Origin of the sequence: Algivirga pacifica (assembly GCF_039543525.1) — a bacterium.
Taxonomy (GTDB): domain Bacteria; phylum Bacteroidota; class Bacteroidia; order Cytophagales; family Flammeovirgaceae; genus Algivirga; species Algivirga pacifica.
The window spans coordinates 135025-157036 of sequence record NZ_BAABJX010000022.1 but is presented as its reverse complement, the minus strand read 5'-3'; the positions used below and the strand labels follow the sequence as shown (position 1 = coordinate 157036).

Below are 22012 nucleotides of genomic sequence, written 5' to 3'. Positions count from 1 at the left end.
AATGAACGTAAAAAAAAATAACAAGTATCTCAATAAACGTAATCATCCAAATAGTTTTCAATAAGAATTGGTTTTGGGACGTCCTGTACCTCTTCAATGGTTAAATTCCTTAGGCCCAGGGTAGTGAGCAAACTTTTTAGGAATTTTTTTTCAGAAACTTCTACCAAAACAAATTGTACCTCCAGCTTTTGGTGAGAAAGAATATGTTTGTATGCTTTTGAATAGCTAATCACTGCTGGAGTTTCTTCCATTACTGAACGGATTTCCTTCCCCTTATCATACGCTGAAAGCAATTCCGCAAAAGTAATGAATTTTTCATCCTCAATAAGGAAAAACTCAAACAGTCCCTGCCATATATCTTTTCCTGTTCTCTGCTGCATCAAAACAGTACCCTCACCTTTAAAAACAAAATAATTAAAAACTCTGCGCCTTGTTTTTACTTTTTTTGTCTTTACGGGAAGCTTATCAACCATTTCATGTTGATAAGCCTCACAAACGGTTACAAAAGGACATGTCGTACAAGCTGGCTTTTTTGGGGTACAATGCATTGCTCCGAATTCCATCAATGCTTGATTAAATAAATCCGGAAGATCATGCGGAATCAGTTCATTGGCTAATTCCTGAAAATATCGTTGTCCTCTTCCAGAAGCAATGTCCTCTGATACTCCAAATACACGCGACAAGACCCTATAGACATTGCCATCCACAGATGCTACTGCCTCCTGATATGCAAAAGAAGCTATTGCAGCAGCTGTATACTTTCCAACACCTTTCAATTTTAAAAGTTCTTTATAGGACGTTGGAAACGTACCATTCAGTTCTTCGGCAATATACTTGGCCGTTGCATGTAGATTTCTAGCTCTGGAATAATACCCCAGCCCTTGCCACAGACGCAAAACTTCCTCTTCGGCTGCATTTGCCAAATCAAATACGGTAGGGTAGGTACTCACAAAGTTCTGATAATAAGGTAACCCTTGCTGTACCCTGGTTTGTTGTAGTATAATTTCCGATAGCCATATCTTATAGGGATCCTTAGTCTCCCTCCAAGGTAAATCCCGTTTATGTGCTCGGTACCACGTTATCAATTCACGTGCAAACCCTGTCTCCTGTATCTTCATAGTTTCTTATACAATCCGCTTCAATAAATACCTACACCCCCAATACAAAAATATACATAAAGGCAGCATAATAACTCCCCAGGCAAACATAGCTCCTAACAATACCTCCCAAACCAAAAACAGACTACCCCACAAATCATCCGATAGTAGTGTAAGCATTTCTTCTGGAGTATATGCAAAATCTGTACCTCCCAGCAAAAAAATTCCTGCCTGAAAAAAAGGAATAATCAATAGCAACTGTACAGGATATACCAAATAATTGGATAGCTGTATCGCTACTTGATTGAGACGCATAAAATAAGCCATCACTACACAAAGTACTGTTGATGTCCCAATAATGGGAAAGACTCCAAAAGCCGCCCCTACAGAAAGGGATAAGGCCAAAGTGTGAGGACTTATACCTTGACGTAACAACCCTATTAATGGTTGTGTAACTTTACGTTCCCAGAAAGATGGTTTTTTCTCTGATGATTGCTCTTCCAAGTTTAATAATCGTTGAATTGTTGAACTGAGTCTCGTTCCATTACATGGTGCGTCGAATCAAGTTTGATTTGTTTACTGATTTCAATCAGAAGAGATTAACAATCTAACTCCTTCTTCATTCTCTCTTAAAAAAGTCCTTTCCAATTAGAAATTTGCTGTACAAACTGCAAAGCGACTGTTGGCTCCAGAAAAAGTATAAAAGCTATTCCAAACAAAGCGCCATAAAGGTGAGCTGAATGGTTAATGCGCCCTTTACCTTGTTTATCTGAATAATAAGAATAAATCAAATACAATGTACCCAAAATAAAGCCAGGAAGACATAAGATACCATATAAGCAAATGTCTCTTAAAGGTGCATACAGAATACTGGCAAATACTAATGCAGCCACACCTCCCGAAGCTCCCAAAGAACGATACATAGGTGCGTTTTTATACTTAGCATAAGTAGGCAAATCTGAGATGATCACACCTAAAAGAAAGAAAGCTACAAATAACCCTTGCCCCAACAGCACATTATAATCCATAATAGAAATAAAACGCATCTCTACAACGTTCCCAAAAAAATACATGGTGAACAAATTAAAAAAGAGATGCAGCATATCTCCATGCACAAAACCTGAGGTTACAAAACGGGTATACTCTTTATGCTGCTGTACCCTATAAGGGTCCATCAATAATTTCTCTTGCAATCCTGGTTTGTTCCAGGCCATAAAACTCACGATGGCTATTATTCCCATCAATAATAAATTCGCTGAAATCTCCATAGCTTATAATATATCTGTAGATCATTGATTGTTCAAGTCACAAGATAAAAAGAAGTGATAAGAGCTGAGAGATAAAATGTAAAAAGTCAAAAGGAAAAGATCTAAGAGGTCTGCGTTAAGCATATTTTACCTACACTAACATAGCAAAATACAGCTGCTTATTATTTTCTTTACATATTCTAACAATCTGGTATAGGGAATCTTATAAGAATCTATTATATTTGCGTGCAATTTCGGGACAGCGATCCCGTAGATGTTCAAATTATTTTATAACTAAGGACGAGATCCTTAAAACAACAGAACAATGGCTGTAAAAATCAGACTTGCCCGTAGAGGTAGAAAAAGAAAGCCTATCTACAACGTAGTAGTAGCTAACTCAAAGTCACCACGTGATGGTCGTTTTATCGAGAAGCTAGGTACTTTCAACCCTAACGTTCATCCTCCAATCATCAATATCGATGTTGAGGCTGCAACTCAATGGTTGTTGAATGGTGCGCAGCCTACTGACACTGCTAGAACTGTATTGTCAAAAGCTGGTGCTATGTACAAGAAACACCTTCAAGTAGGTGTATTGAAAGGAGCTAAAACTCAAGAGGAAGCAGATGCAATCTTCACTGAGTGGATGGCTAACAGAAACTCTGAGAACGAAGCAGCTCAAGAAGCAGTGAAGCAAGCGAAACTTGACGCTATCCAAGCGGATCAAGAGAAAGGTGCTTCTCTAAGAAAAGAAGCTGCTGAGGCAGAAGCAAAAGCTAAAGAAGAAGCAGAAGCTGCTGCAAAGGCTGCTGCTGAGGCGAAAGCTGCAGAAGAAGCTGCTGCTGAAGCAGGAGAAGAGGCTACTGAAGAGCCTGCGGCAGAAGAAGGCGAAGACAAAGCTGCCGAATAATAAAACTTCAAGCATGAAGGTACCAGCCTTTTCTGGTACCCCGTAAACTAAGTTTTAGAACTTCTTGAACTCAAATCATATAAAGCCCCTGATCATGCGATCAGGGGCTTTTTTTATCTTTTATTCCTTATAACCTAACATTCACCTTATTTTTTTTCTGCATTTTATTATGCATGCATAATATATTATTATATATTTGTAAATGTATGCATGCATAACAAATTAACCGTCAAATCAACTACCTTAACTTACACCATGACGGTAGACATGCACTGAATCAAAACAATAACAACACAAAATAAACACCAAAAATATGAACACCTTAGCTGATACAAAACAAGCTATCAAAGGTGGCGAATTTATTATCCGTGAATCGCAACCTCAAGAAGTATTTATCCCTGAAGAATTTTCAGAGGAGCAGAAAATGATGGCAGAGTCTACTAGGGACTTTATTGCTAAAGAAATTATCCCAAATGCCGAGAAAATTGATGCACATGACTGGGAGTTGGTTCAGAAAATTTTCAATGAGGCAGGTGAACTAGGATTATTAGGTATTTCAGTACCTGAAGAGTTAGGAGGTTTAGGCATGGACTTCAACACCTCTATGTTGATTGCCGATATCTTTGGAGGTGCAGGCTCTCTATCTACTACTTATGGAGCACATACAGGTATTGGTACTCTTCCAATCCTTTACTACGGTAACGAGGAGCAAAAAAATAAATATATCCCTAAGCTAGCAACAGGAGAGTATGTGGGATGTTACTGTTTGACTGAGCCTGATGCAGGATCTGATGCAAACTCGGGAAAAACAAAAGCAACATTGACAGAAGACGGAAAGCATTACCTGATCAACGGTCAGAAAATGTGGATCTCTAACGCTGGTTTTGCTGATATCTTCATCGTATTTGCAAAAATTGATGATGACAAAAACCTTTCTGCATTTATTGTAGAAAAAGACTTCGGCGGTATTTCGCTAGGAGAGGAGGAGCACAAGATGGGTATCAAGGGATCTTCTACACGTCAGGTATTCTTCAATGACTGCAAGGTTCCTGTAGAGAACATGCTTTCTGAAAGAGAAAATGGCTTTAAGATCGCTGTAAACATCCTGAATATTGGCCGTGCAAAACTGGGAGCTGGTGTATTGGATGGTTGCCGTAAAGTGTTAGAGTATGGCACTACTTACGCAAAAGAAAGAAAGCAATTCAAAACACCAATCGCTAATTTCGGTGCTATTCAGCATAAACTAGCTGAAATGTCTATTAAAACATACGTAACAGAATCAGCTTGTTACCGTGCTGGACAAAACATCGATGACAAGATCGAAGAGCTAATTGCTGGAGGTATGGAAGAGGGCAAAGCGAAACTGAAAGGTATCGAGCAGTTTGCCATCGAATGTGCTATTCTTAAAGTACACGGATCGGAAGTGTTGGACTACGTAGTAGACGAAGGTGTACAGGTTTATGGAGGTATGGGATTCTCTGCTGACGCACCAATGGAAAGAGCTTACAGAGATGCTCGTATTGCAAGAATCTACGAAGGTACCAATGAGATCAACCGTATGCTTTTGGTAGGTATGGTGATCAAAAGAGCAATGAAAGGTGAATTGGATGTAATGGGTCCTGCAATGGATGTTGCTAAAGAACTTACTGCAATTCCTTCTTTCGAGACTATTGATGCTTCAGTGCTATTCAATGTTGAGAAAGACTTATTGAAGCGTCTGAAAAAAGCAGCGCTAATGGTTGCTGGTAAAGCGGTTCAAACTTTTGAAGCAGACATCAACAACCAACAAGAAGTGTTGATGAACGTAGCGGATATGTTGATCGAAATCTACGCTGCAGAATCTGCAATGCTTAGAACTGAGAAATTGGTTGCTCAGAAAGGAGAGGAGGCTTGTAAAGGACAAATCGCTGCCGTAGAAGTTTATATCCGTGATGCTGCGGAGAAAATTGCTACAGCAGGTAGAAATACGATCCCTACGATCGCTAAAGGTGATGAAATGAAGGTGATGATGATGGGCTTGAAACGTTTCACAAAGTATGAGCCTGTGAATGTCATTGAGAAAAGAAGATTGGTTGCATCTCTAGCAATCGAGAAAGATGGTTATCCATTCTTCTTCTTATAAGATTTTGTAAAACGATTTACAAATACTTGGTTACATAATGGAAAAAGCCTTACTGTTTCAGTAAGGCTTTTTTGTTGAGGCGGCTTGCGCCGCTGGTTGAGTGGCACTTCGTACCGTTGAGATGTGCTTCGCACGTTGAGATTTTACAGTACTACTCTTCCTCAACAGTCCGAAGGACTACTCAACGGCACGAAGTGCCACTCAACCAGCGGCGCAAGCCGCCTCAACTGTCGGGTATTTATTCAACCTATAGTAACTTATCAATTGCTTCTGCTAGTTTGTGATCTTTTTCTGTCACCACATCACCGGCATCATGGGTACAAAGTGCTATGTCTACCTTATTCCACACGTTAGACCAATTAGGATGGTGTCCATGTACTTCTGCCAGTAAAGCAACTCTACTCATAAAGGCAAAAGCCTCTGAAAAATCCTTAAACTCGAAAGTTCGTTTCAGTTGATTATTTTCCTCTTTCCACATGTTTTTAATGGTTATTGAAGTATGCAATATGTTGAGTGAGAGAATCTGCTTTTTACTATCCCTCTAAATTCAAGGTAAAAAAAAACTCCCACGCCAAAAAGCATGGGAGTTGAATAAGAGCTTGGAAAGCAAGCTTTCCAGCAACTTATCTATATTATTAGTGTTTGAAATGACGGATACCTGTAAATACCATCGCCACCTCGTTATTATCACAATACTCAATTGAAAGCTCATCCTTTACAGATCCTCCTGGTTGGATTACTGCTTTGATTCCTTCATTATCTGCTAGCTCTACACAATCAGGGAATGGGAAGAAAGCATCAGAAGCCATCACAGCACCCGACAAATCAAAACCAAATGATTTTGCTTTTTCGATCGCCTGCTTCAATGCATCAACTCTAGATGTCTGTCCTACACCGCTTGCAAACAGTTGTCCATCCTTAGCCAATACAATCGCATTGGATTTAGTATGTTTCACGATCTTGTTCGCAAAAAGCAATGCGCTTACTTGCTCCTCTGTAGGTGCTACCTTAGTCACAGTCTTAAGATCTTCAACAGTTTCTGTTACTAGATCTTTCTCCTGAGCAACAACACCGTTCAATAATGTCTTGTGCAAGTACTTTGGTAAAGTAATGTCTTTACGCTTCAACAAGATTCTGTTTTTCTTTCCTTTCAATAACTCCAATGCATCTGCATCGAAATCAGGAGCGATCAATACTTCACAGAATAACTTATGAATTTCTTCTGCTGCAGCAAGATCTACCTTTGTGTTAGTCACCAATACACCACCAAAAGCAGAAACTGGATCACAAGCCAATGCTGTAGTATATGCCTCTTTACATGAAGTACCTGTAGCCACACCACATGCATTTGTATGTTTTAGAATTGCAAATGCCGGAGATTCTACAACAGGGAACTCATCAATCAATGCTACCGCAGCATCAACATCCACCAAGTTGTTATATGACAATTCTTTTCCATGAAGCTGATCAAATAGCTCAGTCAAGTCACCGAAGAACATTCCTTTCTGGTGAGGGTTTTCACCATAACGCAATGTCTTAGACTCACGGATACTCTCTTTGTGATTAACGATATGCTCTTCCTCCTCCAATGTTTCATTGAAGTAGTTGAAGATAGCTGTATCGTAGTGAGATGAGATATCAAATGCTTTTGCCGCAAACAATTTTCTGTCGGCCAACTCAGTACAACCTTCTTTCTCACGAAGGATTCTTTCCAAATCAGCATATTGCTCTCTGGAAGAAACGATCGTTACATCTTTGTAATTCTTAGCGGCTGCTCTGATCAAAGAAATACCTCCAATATCAATCTTCTCGATAATAGCTTGGTGTTCTGCATCAGAAGCAACAGTCTCCTCAAATGGATACAAGTCCACAATCACCAAGTCAATCTCAGGAATTTCAAATTCTGAAATTTGTTGCTGATCGGTCTCGTTATCTCTACGATTCAAGATACCGCCAAACACCTTAGGGTGTAAAGTTTTTACTCGACCACCAAGGATGGAAGGGTAAGAAGTCAAATCCTCTACTGCGACTACTGGTACACCTTGTTCTTCGATAAAAGACTGTGTACCTCCAGTAGAATAAATTGTAACACCATGTTGGTGAAGAAGTTTAACAATCGGTTCTAGATTGTCCTTGTAAAATACAGAGATTAGCGCTGATTTTATTTTTTTCATTGTTCGCAAGTGGTTTGGAAAACGTGCTGCGAAACTAATGAGAGTTTATGTATTTTTGAAGTGATTTATAAGAGAATATTAAAAAATATTGAATAATGTTACACTTGTAAGGTTGCACAGGGAACTCAACTCAACTTTAACCTTACTCTTGGTCCCTCTTTTCTTTCTCCCTTCGTATACTCTCTTTTGATAAAATACTCCCAGATGAAAAATAGTAGCCAAAGTTAATATTAAACCTTAATTGCCATTGGTCTCCCGCTATTGACCCTTCTGCTAAAGAATTATTAAAATCATCATTCAGCCAAGGCATATGCTGTCCTGTTGCAAAATCTATATATGTATAGACATTTCCCGCTGTAACCAATGCACCTGTTACATTCATGAATGTATCAGAAAAGTCATCAAAAGACTTATCCATATATCCAAAATCATTATAAACCTGAATACCGGATATTGGCCCCCAGTCTATAGGAAAATCATAACTAATACCCACCGTATAGGTGGTCGCATTTGATGTAACAAAATAAGGAAACCCATAAGCCGTCATCGCTACAATGTTTTCCTGTTCGCCTTCTGGTGCTTCTGGACTAATTTTATAATGAGAAATTTGAAAAATAAGATCTAGACGCTCAAAAATCATCTCGTAATGAGGAGCAAAAGCATAATGCCAACCAGTATCTTTTGTATCCAAGTTATAAACACCTCCTCCTTGCAAAGAGATTCCAATTTTATGATCAAATCTCCCTAAAGAGCGCTTATAAAGAAATTGAGCATTTAATTGATTAACCTCTTTATTCCTGAAATCTAAAACTCCATCTCCATCCAAATCTTTAGAGGCTAAATCATATGAATACCTGCTGTCTGAATGATCTGAAAAAGAGCCAAAACGATATTCTTCAGCATTCTTAAAGAATGCTACTGCGAAATCAAAATTTTTACTCATATGGGTATACTTTATCCCCATATCGTGATCGTCTTCTAAACCCACATAATAGTTGATACTGAAAAACCAGTTATGAGAATTATACTGGGTAATACCAAAGGGTACCTGGGTCAGCCCTATTTGTATATTATTTTTTTCATCAAAATCGTACTCTACCCATCCCTCTTTAAGCATCCCCCCTCCAAAATCTTCTGAGTACAAACGATACTCTGCATTTAATTTTACACCCTTGTATGCTGCTTTAGCGTTGACTCTAAAGATATCATACCCAAAATCTCCTCCTCGATCTATTTGCCCATCCTTCCATGTAGACAAATTGTAATTGAACCTCAATGCTCCTCCCAGCTCTAAATTAGGAGTATCTTGAGCATTCAATGTAGTCAATGATGTTACTAGAAAAGAAACCAAGAAGCTGAAATAAGATAATCGTAAGGCTATCATTATAGAACGGGTATAGTCATTAATTATAGATGAATACTACCCAAACTAAGGAAACCTATCTTACCCTATAGTTCTTATGTATGTAACTTATGGAGTCATTATTCCTTTTCTAAAACATTCATCCCAATATAATATAGTCGGTAGAATAGGTTGTAGGCCATCATTAGGAACAATGAGACTTGCTAACGCTTCTTGTCTTTCCTCACTCATTTGTTTACCAATAATTTCTCTCACCTGCGATTCTGAACGTTGAGGATCTCTTTTTAATACACGTTGGATACGTTTCTCTACAGGACAGGTCACCAAGATAGAAGCATCCATTTGTTTATAACCTCCATTCTGAAAAAGTATAGCTGCTTCTTTCACTACATAAGGAGCTTCTTTTAAGGCATCGTTGGCCCATTGCTGATAATGAGCTTCCAATCTTGGATGTACCAAAGCATTAAGTTCTTTGATTCGTTCTCCTTTGGCAAATACTTGTTGGGCTAAATACTGTCTGTTTAAACTGCCATCCGGAAAGTAAGATTCCTCTCCAAAAGTCTGCTTAATCGCCATAATCAATGACTGATCGATTACCATAATGGTCTTTGCCATTTGATCAGCATCATAAACTGGAACCCCCAGTGCTCTAAAAATATTACATACGACACTTTTACCTGCTCCTATACCTCCGGCAATGCCTATTTGTAATTTTGATTGCATAAATACAGTAATCCTATTCCTTAAACTTAAGATTCAAAACGTTAGGAGTGACATTCACTCTCAAGAAGTTATGTTCCTCGACTACCTTGAGTACTACCGTAGAGTCGTTCCAATTAATATTGTCATAAGAAACGGCTACTTTGATAGAGTCTATATCTTCTATCACATCAAACTCTTTTATTTCGTACTGTACCTTGACACCTTCCTCTGGCAAGATAGGATATACTTCATTTGAGAAATTATAATACAGTAGTTTGGCTGGTACGACTTCCTCCAATATATACGATACATCAAATGTGATATTCACCTCAGCATAATCTACAGAAGTGTATCGATTATTATGTAAATCAATCTCTATGTTTTCATCAAACCGCTGTTCAATAGGCTCAAACTCAAACAGATTCAAAGCCCAACTAGATGGCAGCGACTTAATATATGATCTAGGTCCAGTCAATGTCACGGTATCGGGACTGATGGAAACTTCTGAAACGACCTCATATCCTTCTCCTAAAGGAATGTCCTTTTTCTGTACCTCCATTGCTATTTTTTTGGAGACCAGTTCATCATAATCAAAAAATAATGAGTCCTCCAACATGTAATTTACTTTCAATCCTCTCAGTAAATTAGACACCTCGGGTAAAAGAGTCTTTGCAGTAACAAAATTTGTTTGTACAGGATCCTCCATAGTCAGGTTCAATCCATCATTACCCAACCCTATGGTTTTTGTCAACAAAGTCCACCCATTACCAGAGACATTCACTGTCAAATGATCTGGAGGAGGAGACAGGCTTACTACCGAAGTCTGCTCATGAGCAACACTCAAAGGTACCTTCAGATCAGCGGTATGGTCATTATTAAGCGCATTAAATATCCAAAAAGTAAACGAAATCATGACGCATATTGTCAAAGCACGCCAGTCCCAATCTCGGATTGTTTTGATTAGATCATTTTCCGAGATATACTTTTCGTGTAACTCCTGTACAATGGACTTACTTTCTTGCTCTTCTGGTGTAGACTGGTTTTCCTCCTGTTCACTCATGAAATAATAAAATTAATATCAATGATAAGCAACATGAATATTATCAACGAATAAGCTAAAATAGGAATATTATAGGACAAAAATAGCCCTTACTATAGATTAGTAAGGGCTATTGAATAGAGGAAAGACGTTATCCTTTATTAGTTATTATCAGTACCTTTGGCTGCTTGAGTAGTTTCCAAAGAAACCGAAGATTTCTCAAAACGAATTTTTGTTCCTTTATCTACATCCAATACTACTGTATTGCCATCAACAGCTACAATAGTTCCGTGCATACCTCCAACGGTTACTACCTTATCACCTTTTTTCAGTCCCTCTACAAACTCCTTCTGCTTTTTTTGCTTTGCTTGCTGCGGACGAATCATGAAAAAGTAAAAAACCAAAATCATCCCGCCAATCACAACAAACTGCATAATATTGCCGGAAGGTTCAGACACCTGTAGAAGAATATTCAATGCTAACATTTTATATCGTATAAATTATATCAAAAAAGAATAGTTGATGCTTCTTAGAAACACCAACTATTGCTATAAATCATTAAAAGGGAATTACATAGGTACTTCCTGCTTTTCCTCGGTCAATACGTTAGCCAAAATACGTACCTGCTCAATGCTATTCGGTACGTTGGCTTGTATTGTAATGTTTTTACTCTGGTTGCCTCTTTTTCCTTTGCTATTGAAGACAACTTTCAAATCTGCAGATGCACCTGGCATGATCTCTTCTTTTGGCCACTCAGGAGCAGTACATCCACAAGTTGTTCTCACATTCATAATCTTCAAAGGAACCTCTCCACTATTCGTGAACGTAAAGACATGCTCAACAACATCACCTTGCTTGATCTCTCCAAAATCAAATTCTCTTTCTTCAAAAGTCATTTGAGCCAACTGCTCATTTGACTGATCAACCCTAGTGGTAACACTTTCTACTTCCTGTTGTTGTCCTTGCTTGGAAGAGCATCCAAACAATAGCGTGGACCCAAGTATAGTGGCAACGACGGCTTTCGTAATGTTCATGATGTTGTTAATCGTTTATATATTTGAAAAATCCCTTTCGACTAATTAATTATCAATCGAAGGTCCCGAAATTCTGTTTTTCAACTCATCTACTTCATTCATCAACTGCTCTGCATGCTTGATCGCATCAGAGATTACACGTTGTCCTTCTGATTTTGCGTCAGACATGTGCTCATGCTTTCCTTGAATCAAATCATCAATTAGTTGTTCCAATGTTTCCTTGTACTTGTCCAAACGGTAAGTCAGCTTATCTCTTGTGCTTTTCCCTTTGTCCGGAGCATACAATACGCCCAACAATGCACCTGCAGCAGCACCTGCCAAAAATGTCATAAAACCATTTCCTGTGTTCTTACTCATAATATTTCTTTTTAAAAATGATTGCTCAGTTACACCTAATAAAAGTGCTATTTGCACTATTTAAATGTATAAAAACCTCCATAGACTACAAAAAAATAATGTTAGAACCTTATAAAACGAGCGTTTTTTAGAAACATCGCAACACAAAATGACTTATCGGTTATCGATCAATCCTCGTCCACTCTTTCTAATTTTTCCAGATTTCATCATACTATTAGAAATACTATCCAGAATACCATTGATAAACTGCCAGCTTTTTGGAGTAGAATAGATCTTAGAAATTTCTATAAACTCATTGATTGTCACCTTTACAGGAATATTCGGGAAACTCATCATTTCTGCTATTGCCATGTTGATCAAAATCTGATCTACTTTAGCAATACGATCGCTAGCCCATTTTTTAGAATGCTTGATCACCTCTTCCTGATACTCTTCCTCATCATTAATTGTTTTTTCGTACAAACGAAGGAAGAACTCTTTGTCCTCATCCCAATTTCTCGAGATAGACAAAATTTCAGCACTACTATCAACTCCTTCCTCTAAGCTTTTCAGAGTCTTCAATAGCATGCTTCTGATAATTGTACGGTTTTCTGCCCACAAAAGATCCTGACGCTCAAACTCAGAAATTAATGCCTCATTCTTGAAGAAGAAATCTTTGATAAGGTAACGAAGAATCAAACGATCATTCTCAAATGACTTTTCTTTGCCCTGAAAATTCTCAAAGAATGTATTGTCTTTCTTTAATAAAACATACCACTCTTTAAATTGTTGCCAATCGGCCTCTCCAGTCAATTTATAGCTTTCTAGCTCCTCTTTTAGTTCTGTATTCTTTTTAAGAAGGGCTATAGCTTCGTTGCGATAAATTAAATTGTGTAATTGGGTTTCTTTTTCAAGGTTAGCAGCGCCTCTCTCAATCTTTAGGTCAAGCTCTTTCTTTGAAAGCTCTGCCAAGTCAAATAAATACTTAAAATAACGTAAGTACCTTACATAAATCTTTTCTGTATCATTGACCATTTTAATCTTGAAAGACTCAAAGTCTTTCAACAAAAGCTCCTGATAACGTTTTACAGCTTGCGCTCCTGCCTTAATAGAATCTTCTCCAAGCTGTTCATTCATTACTTCTGTCGTCCCTTTTTTATAGTTATGATCAAAGTAAGCAATTGCCAATTTTTCCTTTTCCGCAAAAGCTTCCTTGTGCTCATTTCCTACAATGCTAAGCTCCTCCGCAAATTTCTCTCTAATAACGTCCAATGCCAGCTCATAGTTTGACTCCTCACTTTGCTTGTAAGCATATACGCTTTGCATTGCTTTTACTCTTAATAACCTTCTGTTGAGCATCTTAGGTATTCTATTTTATCAGGTTGACAGAATTTTTAAATTATACCACTTACCCCGTTTGAGTAAATGTTTAATGCCCCAACTACTCCTAGGAGTCCATGGTAATGTCCAATGAAATGGGGAATTTTTGCAAAGGTATGAATTTCACCATTATTCTTACATAATTCATATCATTTTGTCCGTATAATCCTTTGAGTTTATTTATTATTCTGTCTTCATCTTGCCAATGCCATCACCAAGACACTAATTTTCGTACAACCAGCACTTTCCAATGCTGTTAGACAAGCACTTAATGTTGCTCCTGTCGTCAATACATCATCGACTAATAGAATATGCTTATCTAATAGTGTTGTCATTGTACCTACCTGAAATACCCCCTCCATATTAGCCGCTCGTTCTTTTCTATTCTTCCGGGTTTGTGTATCGGTATGTTGAGTTCGCTTCAAAATATCCGGCAAAAAGGTAACTTCTAGATGATCAGCCATTGTCTTTGCAAATAACTTTACCTGATTATAACCTCTTTTTTTTAGTTTCTTAGGATGTAATGGAACCATACTGACAATATCAAACTTCTCTTCTAGTTCTTGTATCATAAATGCAGCATAACGGTCAGCAATCCACTTTCCTATCCCTTGTTTGTGATTATATTTTAAATGATGAATCAATTGTTGTACACGCCCTTCCTTATGAAAAAAACAATAAGCTAAACCATACGTCAAACGATGTAGTGATAATTTTTCATGAACTAGGTTTCCTCTAGGAACAAGGTGGTAACGTGTTATTGGCAACTCTAGTTCGCACATCATACATATATATTGTTCTTGTCTAACAAGAGATTCTCCACAGTAAAGGCAACAATCTGGGAAGAAATAAAACAACATATCCTGAATCAGGTTATTTATAGGAAAATTCACTTCTGTAAATGGATTTGGGAGAAAAATTATTTATCAATAAATCCTTTGAGATGTACTATCTTTGCAACCTAAAGTACAATCCTTAAGGGAGTTAGTTCTCTCTTTTGTGCAATATTTCTTCCTATATCGGAAGTCAGAAGTCAATAGTAATAACTGGGTGTTAATATGAGTGAAGTAGAAGAATTTAGAAGTTTTAGAAGCAAGATGAATGAGAAAGTCCTTGCTGCAGATAACAAAGTACTCAAAAGAATTTTCAGTCTGGATACCCTTGCATTTAAAGAGGGGACATTGGATGAAAAGACTAAGGAGATCATTGGACTTACCACTTCCTTAGTTTTGAGATGTGATGACTGTGTAAAATACCATCTAGAGAAATGTAAAGAAGTTGGATTTACCAACGATCAAATTATAGAGGGGATGTCTATTGCCAACCTAATCGGTGGTACTATCGTGATTCCTCATCTTCGTAGAGCTATGGCCTACTTAGAAGCTCTGGATGAGCACGAAACAGAAGTCTAGCACTATGTATAACCTTTCCTAATTGGAAAAGGAGTGTATTTCTTTTAAAAATATATAGGGAGACTAATACCGTAGTCTCCCTTTCTTTAATCAATACATTCAATGGAGCAAGAAAATATTGAATATGAATGGATACAATTAAGTAGTCAACTCCAAGAGTTATTTGGTAAAACACCAGACTTAAAGACTGTACTATTCTTAATTGGCGTGCAAGAGCTCGGAAAGGGGCCACAACATTTTACAAAAGAAGAAAAAGAAGACTTGATGCATATTGCTGTCTGTAAAGTACTTAGTATAGCGGGCTTTTATGAACTCAAAGGAATGGATCAAGATGGTTGGCCAATATGGGAACTGAAAAAGAAGCTTCCCTTCCTCAATATGTTAGAACAAGAGACATTATTAAAATCTCATGTAATCGATTATTTCAAACAAGAGGTTTTTAGAGAACAGGACAATCACTAACAAACAAGCGATCATATCATGAAAATTATTTCATACAATGTCAATGGCATAAGAGCAGCTATACGAAAAGGTTTAATCGAATGGTTAGGAGAGGAGCAACCCGATATTATTTGCTTCCAGGAAGTAAAAGCGGAAAAAGAACAAGTTGAACTAGAAGCATTCAAGGAATTAGGCTATAAGTATATCGACTGGTTCTCTGCAACCAAAAAAGGCTATAGTGGAGTCGCTATTTTTTCAAAAATTCCACCTGTTAAGGTACATCATGGAATGGGAATTTCTGCCTATGATGAAGAGGGAAGGAGTATACGTATCGACTATGAAAACTTCTCTTTGATCAACACCTATTTCCCTTCTGGTACTTCTGGGGAAGAAAGACAAGATTTTAAATATCGTTTTCTGGATGACTACTTCTTGTATACCCAAGAAATACAAAAAGAACAACCCAATCTTTTAATCTGTGGCGACTTTAATATTTGTCATAAAGAAATTGATATCCACAATCCTAAGAGAAACCAGAAAACCTCTGGATTTCTTCCTGAAGAACGTGCATGGGTAAGCAAATTTATTGAGGATGTAGGTTTCTTTGATACTTTTAGAGCTTTTGTAGAAGATCCACACCGATATAGCTGGTGGACTTACAGAGCCGGTGCCCGTAAAAAAAATCTAGGTTGGAGAATTGATTACTTCATGGCTTCCAACACATTAAAAGAACATATTACCAATGCTGATATCCTAGACCAAGTGGTTCATTCTGATCACTGTCCTGTAACTGTCGAGGTTACCTTTTAAGGATCGTCGATAAACGACTGTAGGAACGATCAGGAACCCTACAGCACACTCAATATAGATAAGTACCTTTTACTTTCTAAAAAAGGTACTTATTCCTTATATTATCATGTTGTGAATAAACAATAATAGGGGCTTCTTAAAATCAAAAAAGTCTCATTTCCAATAAAGTGAACATCTATTCATTTTAGATAATAGGCAACAACTTGAGCGATTCAAGATCATTTTTCTACAATGACTACTTGTTGTCACGCGTTCTAATTATAGAATACACCACTAAATAGGTCCAATTAGCTATTCCTATTCCATGATTATACATACTATGCAAAGATTCGTTATTCCTGTAATTGCACTTTTTACCTTGATGATGACTACTGCTTGTCAGGGGCCCATGAAACAATCTTCAGAAGAAACACTCACCGCTGTGCCGGGAGGGAAGTTTTATGGAGGTATATTCAAAATGAATGAATCGGAATATATCAAAAATCTTTTTCCACATAGTATTATCGATGTCTACTCGTATAGGGTTGCTTCTCAAATCTATGAGGGGCTATTTAAGTTTGACCAACATAGTCTTAAAGTCGTTCCTAGTCTGGTAGAATCCTACACCACCAACGATGCTCTAACCAAATATACTTTTAAGCTCAAGAAAAATGTTTTTTTTCATGATGACCCTTGCTTTATCGATGGAAAAGGAAGAAAGCTTAATGCCAATGATATCGCTTATTGCTTTACCCTTGCCTGTACAAAGGATAAAAATAATCAATCAAGTAATTTATTTGTTGATGTTATTAAGGGAGCTGACGACTTCTACGATAAAAAAGCTGACAGTATAGAAGGGATTAAAGTCATAGACGAGTTCACTATTGAATTTACATTGGAAAAGGCCAACTCCATGTTTTTATATAACCTGGCGAGACCAGGTGCTTTTATCTTTCCTAAAGAAGCCTATGAACTTTATGAAGATGAAATGCGCACCAAGTGTGTAGGAACAGGTGCTTTCCGATTGAGTAGTGTTGACGAAGACATTTCTATTATTCTTAAGAAAAACGAAAACTATCACGGATTTGATGAGTATGGTAACCAACTTCCATTCTTAAATGCCTTGGTTATTACCTTTATAAAGAAAAAGGAAATTGAGTTTTTCCAGTTCAAAAAACAAGAGTTGGATATGGTCTATCGTTTACCGACCAACTTCATTATCAATATTCTTGAAGAAGCGGATAAGCAAAGTAAAAAATATAACTTACAGAGGGTTCCTGAAATGTCCACACAATTTCTGGCATTCAACAATCAGAATGAAACCTTCAAAGATGTCAACGTTCGTAAAGCATTTTCTTTTGCCATTGACCGACAAAGAATATTAGAATATATCCTAAATGGAGAAGGATATAAAGCTGGTATACATGGAATAACGCCACCAGTCTTTGAGTCATATGATATTTCTAAAATCAAAGGATATTCCTTTAATCTTGACTCTGCTCGTTATTATATGAATAAAGCTGGATATCCTAATGGTAAGGGCTTTCCTGCCATTACCCTTGATCTCAACTCTGAAGGGCAGCAGTACAACAATGTAGCCTTGGAAATCAAGAATCAATTAAAGAAACACCTTAACATTACCATTAAAGCCGAAATTTCCCCCTTCTCCCACATTGCAGAGAAAAGTACTTCCGGAAAATATGAAATGTTAAGACTTGCTTGGATTGCAGATTATCCAAGTCCAGAAAACTACTTGTGGGCCTACAACAGTAAACTGCTCCCAGCTTCACCGAAAGATAAGTCGTATCCAAACCTTACCAGATACGCAAACAAACAATTTGATGAGTATTACGAAAAAGCCTTAACCGCTAAAAATACCAACGAAGCTTTTCAATACTTTATGGAGGCCGAACGAATCTTAATGAAAGATGCTCCTTTCCTTGTACTATGGTATGATGAGGGCTATCGCTTAATACAACCTTATGTAAAGGACTTTCCTAACAACCCTATGCAATACCGGGACTTTAGTACCGTGTATTTTGATAATGCTAAAGAGCTAAATGCACAAAAGTAATAAACAACCCTAATAAGCTCAGAGTAATCTTGGCTCTGAGCTTAGAGTTGCTTATTACTAACATATATTAAAGTGTCAATAACCTACTGCCATTAAAACCCCACACTCATGCTGGAAAATCAAATCAAACGTTATAAGCATCGCTATTACCTCAATGCAATACTAAAAGGAAGCATCTTAGCCCTGACGTTGGTGCTCTCTTATTTCCTGCTTATCAATACTCTTGAATCTTTAGGGTCTTTTGGCAAGGGAACCAGAGCGTTCTTATTTTTCAGCTTTCTGGGGGTATTCTTATTTTCCATGATTTTTTGGGTACTTCGTCCTTTATATCCTCTAATTAATCAAGGGAAGCAGATATCTGATACCAAGGCAGCAAAACAAATTGGTAAGTCTTTTCCCAACATTTCAGATAAGCTGCTCAATACACTACAAATTATTAATGCCAATCCTAACAATGATTTAGTTAAGGCTAGTGCAGAACAGCGTCACAAAGAATTTAAACAAGTCGATTTCGCACAGGCTATCGATTACCGTGTCAATACTAAATACCTGAGATATCTCTTTGCACCATTTCTAATCATATTATTGATCACTCTTATTCGTCCTCAGTTCTTCACTGCCAACACAGAAAAGATCGTCAACTTTGAGAAAGAGTTTATTCCTAAAGCTCCCTTCAATTTTAACCTATTAAATCATGATTTAACCGCTTTCAGAAATGAAGGTATCACTATTACCCTCAACCTTTCTGGAGATGCTCTTCCTAACGATGCTTTTATAGAAACTTCTGATGGAAGAAAGTTTAAAATGGTTGCCGGGAAAAATGGAAACTTTGAGTATGAGTTTAAAAAAATTCAGAAAGGATTCGATTTCAGATTTACGGCAGTAGGGTATCATTCACATCAGTACACTTTAAAAGTATTGGAAAGACCTAGCCTAAATAATTTTATAGCAGAGCTAAGATATCCTAAATACATAGGTAAGAAAGACGAAACAATTAGTAATACCGGAAACCTTACCATTCCAGAAGGAACCGAAATCAAATGGTTATTTGAAACCCAAAAAGCGGATCAATTACAGTTACTATTTCAGGATAAAGAAGGACAAGCTACCGACAGTATTACAACCATACAAAAGGGAAACCTATTTGAGTATACAACAAAGGCTAAAAGTTCGATGCCTTATTCCGTTAAGCTTCAGAATGAATTTAGTACAAACAAAGAAGCAATCACCTATTACCTGGATGTAGTCAAGGATGAGTTTCCTAGTATTAATATGAAGCAATATGAAGACACTGTTCTTTATTCATTTTTAGCACTAGGGGGGAATGTCACCGATGATTATGGCATTAGAGGATTAAATCTCAAATATCGTGTAAGAGAGGAGGGGAGTAAGACTGGTAAGTTCCAAAAGATTAAAATTCCTTTTAATCAGAAAGCTATTAATCAGAGTTTCTACTACAGGTTTGACATCGAAGCCCTGAAGCTAAAAGATGGAGAAACCATGGATTATTACGTAGAAGTATGGGACAATGATGGAGTCAATGGCTGGAAAAGAAGTAAAACTGCGGTATATCAATTTAAGTTTCCTGATCAAACTGAAATGAAAAAGACCTTGGCGGAGGCTAATGAAAAAACATCTAACAGTATTGATAAAACCCTGAAGAAAAGTGAGAAACTTCAACAAAAGTTAGAGAATATTCAAAATAAACTAAAGGGGCGAAAGCAACTCACCTGGCAAGATAAAAAAGAGTTGTCTAAACTTCTGGATGAGAAAAAAGCTTTGGATAATGAACTACAAAAATTACAAGAGCAATACCAACTCAGCCATGAAAAGCAGGAGAAGTTTGGACAACAAAATGATGAACTGCTACAGAAGTCCCAGGAACTAGAAAAGTTAATGGATGAACTACTGGATGAAGAAACAAAAGAGCTTTATGAGGAGTTAAATAAACTCTTAGAACAAAACTATATCAATCAGAACTTACAGGATAACCTAGAAAACCTTAATCAAAAACAAAAGAACCTAAAGAATGAATTAGATCGTGCACTAGAACTATTCAAAAAATTAAAAGTAGAACAAAAAGCCGATCAAATCATCAAAGATTTAAAAGACCTTAGTAAAGAGCAAGACGAGTTATCCAAAGAAACCGAAAAAGCAAAAGATCAAGACCTAAAAGAGTCTCAAGACAAACAAGATAAACTCAATAAAGAGTTTGAGGAGCTTCAGGAAGAAATGAAGGAGCTAAACCAGATGAACAAAGAGCTGGAAAATCCTCAACAGGACTTTGAAGAATTCAAGCAAGAGCAGCAGAATATCTCCAAAGACCAAGAGAATGCGCAGAAGCAGTTACAGCAAGGGCAAAAGAAAAATGCTTCTCAATCTCAAAAAAATGCTGCCAAACGTATGGAACGAATGGCCAAGAATATGGAGCAATCCATGCAATCTTCGGAAATGGAAACCCTACAGGAGAACTATGATGATCTACGACAAATCATGGACAACCTAATACGACTGTCTTTTGAGCAAGAAACATTGATGAAGGAGTTTAAAACAATCAAGCGTATTGACCCACGTTTTGTTACTCTTTCTCAAGAGCAACTAAAGCTCAAAGACGATGCACATTATATAGAAGATTCTTTAATGGCTTTGTCCAAAAGAGTCTTTGAAATACAATCTTTTGTCACTCGAGAGGTCACGGAGATGAACAAGTACATGGATGAAAGTGTGGATGCAATCAAAAGAAGAGTTCCTGAACTAGCTTCCAGTAAGCAGCAATTTGCCATGACTTCAATTAATAACCTCGCATTATTATTAAATGACATTCTGGACAAAATGCAAATGCAGATGAGTCAAAATATGAGCGGGAAACAAATGAAACAGAAGCAACAAGGGAGCCCAAGTTTGAGTGACTTACAAAAGCAGCTGAATCAACAAATACAAGACCTTAAAAAGAGTGGGAAATCTGGTAGACAACTGTCCGAAGAATTAGCGAAATTGGCCGCTCAACAAGAAATGATCCGCAATGCTTTAAAGCAGCAAATGGGAGAAGGTGGAAACCCTATGCAAATGGGTGAACAAGGAAAGCTAGGGAAAGAGGGGAAAGAAAAAGGTACTGATGGAAAAGAAGGAGGGAAGGAAGGAGGAAACTCCGCTTATGACAAGTTGATGAAAGAAATGGAAAAAACAGAAGAAGATCTTGTTAATAAGCAACTGACCGAGGACCTTATTCGTAGACAAAAAGAGATCATGACTCGTTTACTGGAATCAGAAAAAGCTTCCAAAGAAAGAGAGTTAGATAATAAAAGAAAGGCGGAAACTGCGAAAAAACAATTAAATTCACAGTCTCCTCCAAACTTTGATGAATACCTTAAAAAGAAGGAGATGCAGATCGAGCTGCTGCGCACTATTCCTACTTCTTTGAGTCAATACTATAAGCAGCAGGTCAATAAATATTTTGAAAAGATAAAGAAATAGTTACCAAAATAATGAAGCCGTTTAAGTTGAAGATTCCGTCGATTACGGATAACCTGAGAATTGTCGAAAGCTTTATCGATCAGGCAAGAGATGAACTAAGCTTCAATGATGATATTTATGGAAATATCATGATTGCTGTAACGGAGTCCGTGAACAATGCTATTATTCACGGTAACCAAAACAATAAAGAAAAAAATGTACATATCTCGTTAAGCATTGATGACCACAATATCGCTTTTGTCATAGAAGACGAAGGAAGTGGTTTTGACTTTAGTGATTTACCTGATCCTACAGCACCGGAGAATATCGATAAACCTGGAGGAAGAGGAATTTTCCTTATTCGAAATCTAGCTGACGAAGTACATTTCCATGAAGGAGGAAATAAAGTAGAAATCGTTTTTTATATCAACGGATAAGTAAG

The 22012-nt window shown here is 37.3% G+C and carries 21 protein-coding genes; 8 read left to right on the top strand and 13 right to left on the bottom strand.

All coding sequences use genetic code 11. From position 1 onward, the window contains the following. Positions 1 to 29: 29 nt before the first annotated feature. The 3 genes from mutY to ABD985_RS07565 form a co-directional block, all read right to left on the bottom strand. On the bottom strand, positions 30 to 1118 hold the full coding sequence (gene mutY, locus ABD985_RS07575) for an A/G-specific adenine glycosylase (RefSeq protein ID WP_345370585.1): 1089 nt from the start codon (positions 1116 to 1118) through the stop codon (positions 30 to 32). 6 nt (positions 1119 to 1124) lie between these two features. Then, complete coding sequence (locus ABD985_RS07570) at positions 1125 to 1601, bottom strand: DUF2062 domain-containing protein (RefSeq protein ID WP_345370583.1); 477 nt, start codon at positions 1599 to 1601, stop codon at positions 1125 to 1127. Between the two features lie 125 nt (positions 1602 to 1726). Then, on the bottom strand, positions 1727 to 2365 hold the full coding sequence (locus ABD985_RS07565; RefSeq protein WP_345370582.1) for a rhomboid family intramembrane serine protease: 639 nt from the start codon (positions 2363 to 2365) through the stop codon (positions 1727 to 1729). A gap of 304 nt (positions 2366 to 2669) precedes the next feature. On the opposite strand from ABD985_RS07565, the gene rpsP reads away from it, so the two are divergent. Both rpsP and ABD985_RS07555 read left to right on the top strand, forming a co-directional pair. After that, the gene (gene rpsP / locus ABD985_RS07560) at positions 2670 to 3251 is read left to right on the top strand and encodes a 30S ribosomal protein S16 (protein WP_345370581.1); all 582 of its coding nucleotides are present in this window, start codon (positions 2670 to 2672) and stop codon (positions 3249 to 3251) included. A gap of 313 nt (positions 3252 to 3564) precedes the next feature. Further along, positions 3565 to 5373 carry an acyl-CoA dehydrogenase family protein gene (locus ABD985_RS07555; protein ID WP_345370580.1) on the top strand — a complete coding sequence of 603 codons (1809 nt, stop codon included), beginning with the start codon at positions 3565 to 3567 and terminating at the stop codon, positions 5371 to 5373. Between the two features lie 247 nt (positions 5374 to 5620). Here ABD985_RS07555 and ABD985_RS07550 read toward each other — a convergent pair whose 3' ends face one another. The 10 genes from ABD985_RS07550 to ABD985_RS07505 form a co-directional block, all read right to left on the bottom strand. Beyond that, positions 5621 to 5851: a 4a-hydroxytetrahydrobiopterin dehydratase gene (locus tag ABD985_RS07550; RefSeq protein ID WP_345370578.1), complete on the bottom strand. Its 231-nt coding sequence runs from the start codon at positions 5849 to 5851 to the stop codon at positions 5621 to 5623. A gap of 157 nt (positions 5852 to 6008) precedes the next feature. Next, a complete protein-coding gene (gene purH / locus ABD985_RS07545) occupies positions 6009 to 7547 on the bottom strand; it encodes a bifunctional phosphoribosylaminoimidazolecarboxamide formyltransferase/IMP cyclohydrolase (RefSeq protein ID WP_345370577.1) in 1539 nt (512 codons plus the stop codon). A 142-nt stretch (positions 7548 to 7689) separates the two neighbouring features. Then, the gene (locus ABD985_RS07540; protein ID WP_345370575.1) at positions 7690 to 8931 is read right to left on the bottom strand and encodes a hypothetical protein; all 1242 of its coding nucleotides are present in this window, start codon (positions 8929 to 8931) and stop codon (positions 7690 to 7692) included. Between the two features lie 87 nt (positions 8932 to 9018). Beyond that, positions 9019 to 9633, bottom strand: coding sequence for a dephospho-CoA kinase (gene coaE / locus ABD985_RS07535; RefSeq protein WP_345370573.1), 615 nt, complete (start codon positions 9631 to 9633; stop codon positions 9019 to 9021). Positions 9634 to 9646: 13 nt separating this feature from the next. Beyond that, entirely contained in the window at positions 9647 to 10672 is a 1026-nt protein-coding gene (locus tag ABD985_RS07530; RefSeq protein WP_345370571.1) for a YbbR-like domain-containing protein, read from the bottom strand. Between the two features lie 140 nt (positions 10673 to 10812). After that, the gene (yajC, locus tag ABD985_RS07525; protein WP_345370569.1) at positions 10813 to 11136 is read right to left on the bottom strand and encodes a preprotein translocase subunit YajC; all 324 of its coding nucleotides are present in this window, start codon (positions 11134 to 11136) and stop codon (positions 10813 to 10815) included. A gap of 84 nt (positions 11137 to 11220) precedes the next feature. Continuing rightward, a complete protein-coding gene (locus ABD985_RS07520) occupies positions 11221 to 11685 on the bottom strand; it encodes a DUF1573 domain-containing protein (protein ID WP_345370566.1) in 465 nt (154 codons plus the stop codon). Positions 11686 to 11730: 45 nt separating this feature from the next. Continuing rightward, positions 11731 to 12042 (bottom strand): YtxH domain-containing protein, encoded by a 312-nt coding sequence (locus tag ABD985_RS07515; protein ID WP_345370564.1) that lies wholly within the window; start codon positions 12040 to 12042, stop codon positions 11731 to 11733. 153 nt (positions 12043 to 12195) lie between these two features. Beyond that, positions 12196 to 13347, bottom strand: a complete 1152-nt coding sequence (gene nusB, locus ABD985_RS07510; protein ID WP_345370563.1) for a transcription antitermination factor NusB — start codon at positions 13345 to 13347, stop codon at positions 12196 to 12198. A 248-nt stretch (positions 13348 to 13595) separates the two neighbouring features. Beyond that, the gene (locus ABD985_RS07505) at positions 13596 to 14186 is read right to left on the bottom strand and encodes a ComF family protein (RefSeq protein WP_345370561.1); all 591 of its coding nucleotides are present in this window, start codon (positions 14184 to 14186) and stop codon (positions 13596 to 13598) included. A gap of 273 nt (positions 14187 to 14459) precedes the next feature. Here ABD985_RS07505 and ABD985_RS07500 point away from each other — a divergent pair, with 273 nt between their 5' ends. From ABD985_RS07500 to ABD985_RS07475, 6 genes are all read left to right on the top strand, one after another. After that, positions 14460 to 14813 carry a carboxymuconolactone decarboxylase family protein gene (locus tag ABD985_RS07500; RefSeq protein ID WP_345370559.1) on the top strand — a complete coding sequence of 118 codons (354 nt, stop codon included), beginning with the start codon at positions 14460 to 14462 and terminating at the stop codon, positions 14811 to 14813. Positions 14814 to 14915: 102 nt separating this feature from the next. After that, positions 14916 to 15275, top strand: a complete 360-nt coding sequence (locus ABD985_RS07495; RefSeq protein ID WP_345370557.1) for a hypothetical protein — start codon at positions 14916 to 14918, stop codon at positions 15273 to 15275. Between the two features lie 18 nt (positions 15276 to 15293). Further along, positions 15294 to 16064 carry an exodeoxyribonuclease III gene (locus ABD985_RS07490; RefSeq protein WP_345370555.1) on the top strand — a complete coding sequence of 257 codons (771 nt, stop codon included), beginning with the start codon at positions 15294 to 15296 and terminating at the stop codon, positions 16062 to 16064. Between the two features lie 319 nt (positions 16065 to 16383). After that, positions 16384 to 18117, top strand: coding sequence for an ABC transporter substrate-binding protein (locus ABD985_RS07485; RefSeq protein ID WP_345370553.1), 1734 nt, complete (start codon positions 16384 to 16386; stop codon positions 18115 to 18117). Positions 18118 to 18225: 108 nt separating this feature from the next. Continuing rightward, on the top strand, positions 18226 to 21591 hold the full coding sequence (locus ABD985_RS07480) for a coiled-coil domain-containing protein (protein ID WP_345370551.1): 3366 nt from the start codon (positions 18226 to 18228) through the stop codon (positions 21589 to 21591). Positions 21592 to 21602: 11 nt separating this feature from the next. Next, a complete protein-coding gene (locus ABD985_RS07475; RefSeq protein WP_345370550.1) occupies positions 21603 to 22007 on the top strand; it encodes an ATP-binding protein in 405 nt (134 codons plus the stop codon). Positions 22008 to 22012: the final 5 nt, after the last annotated feature.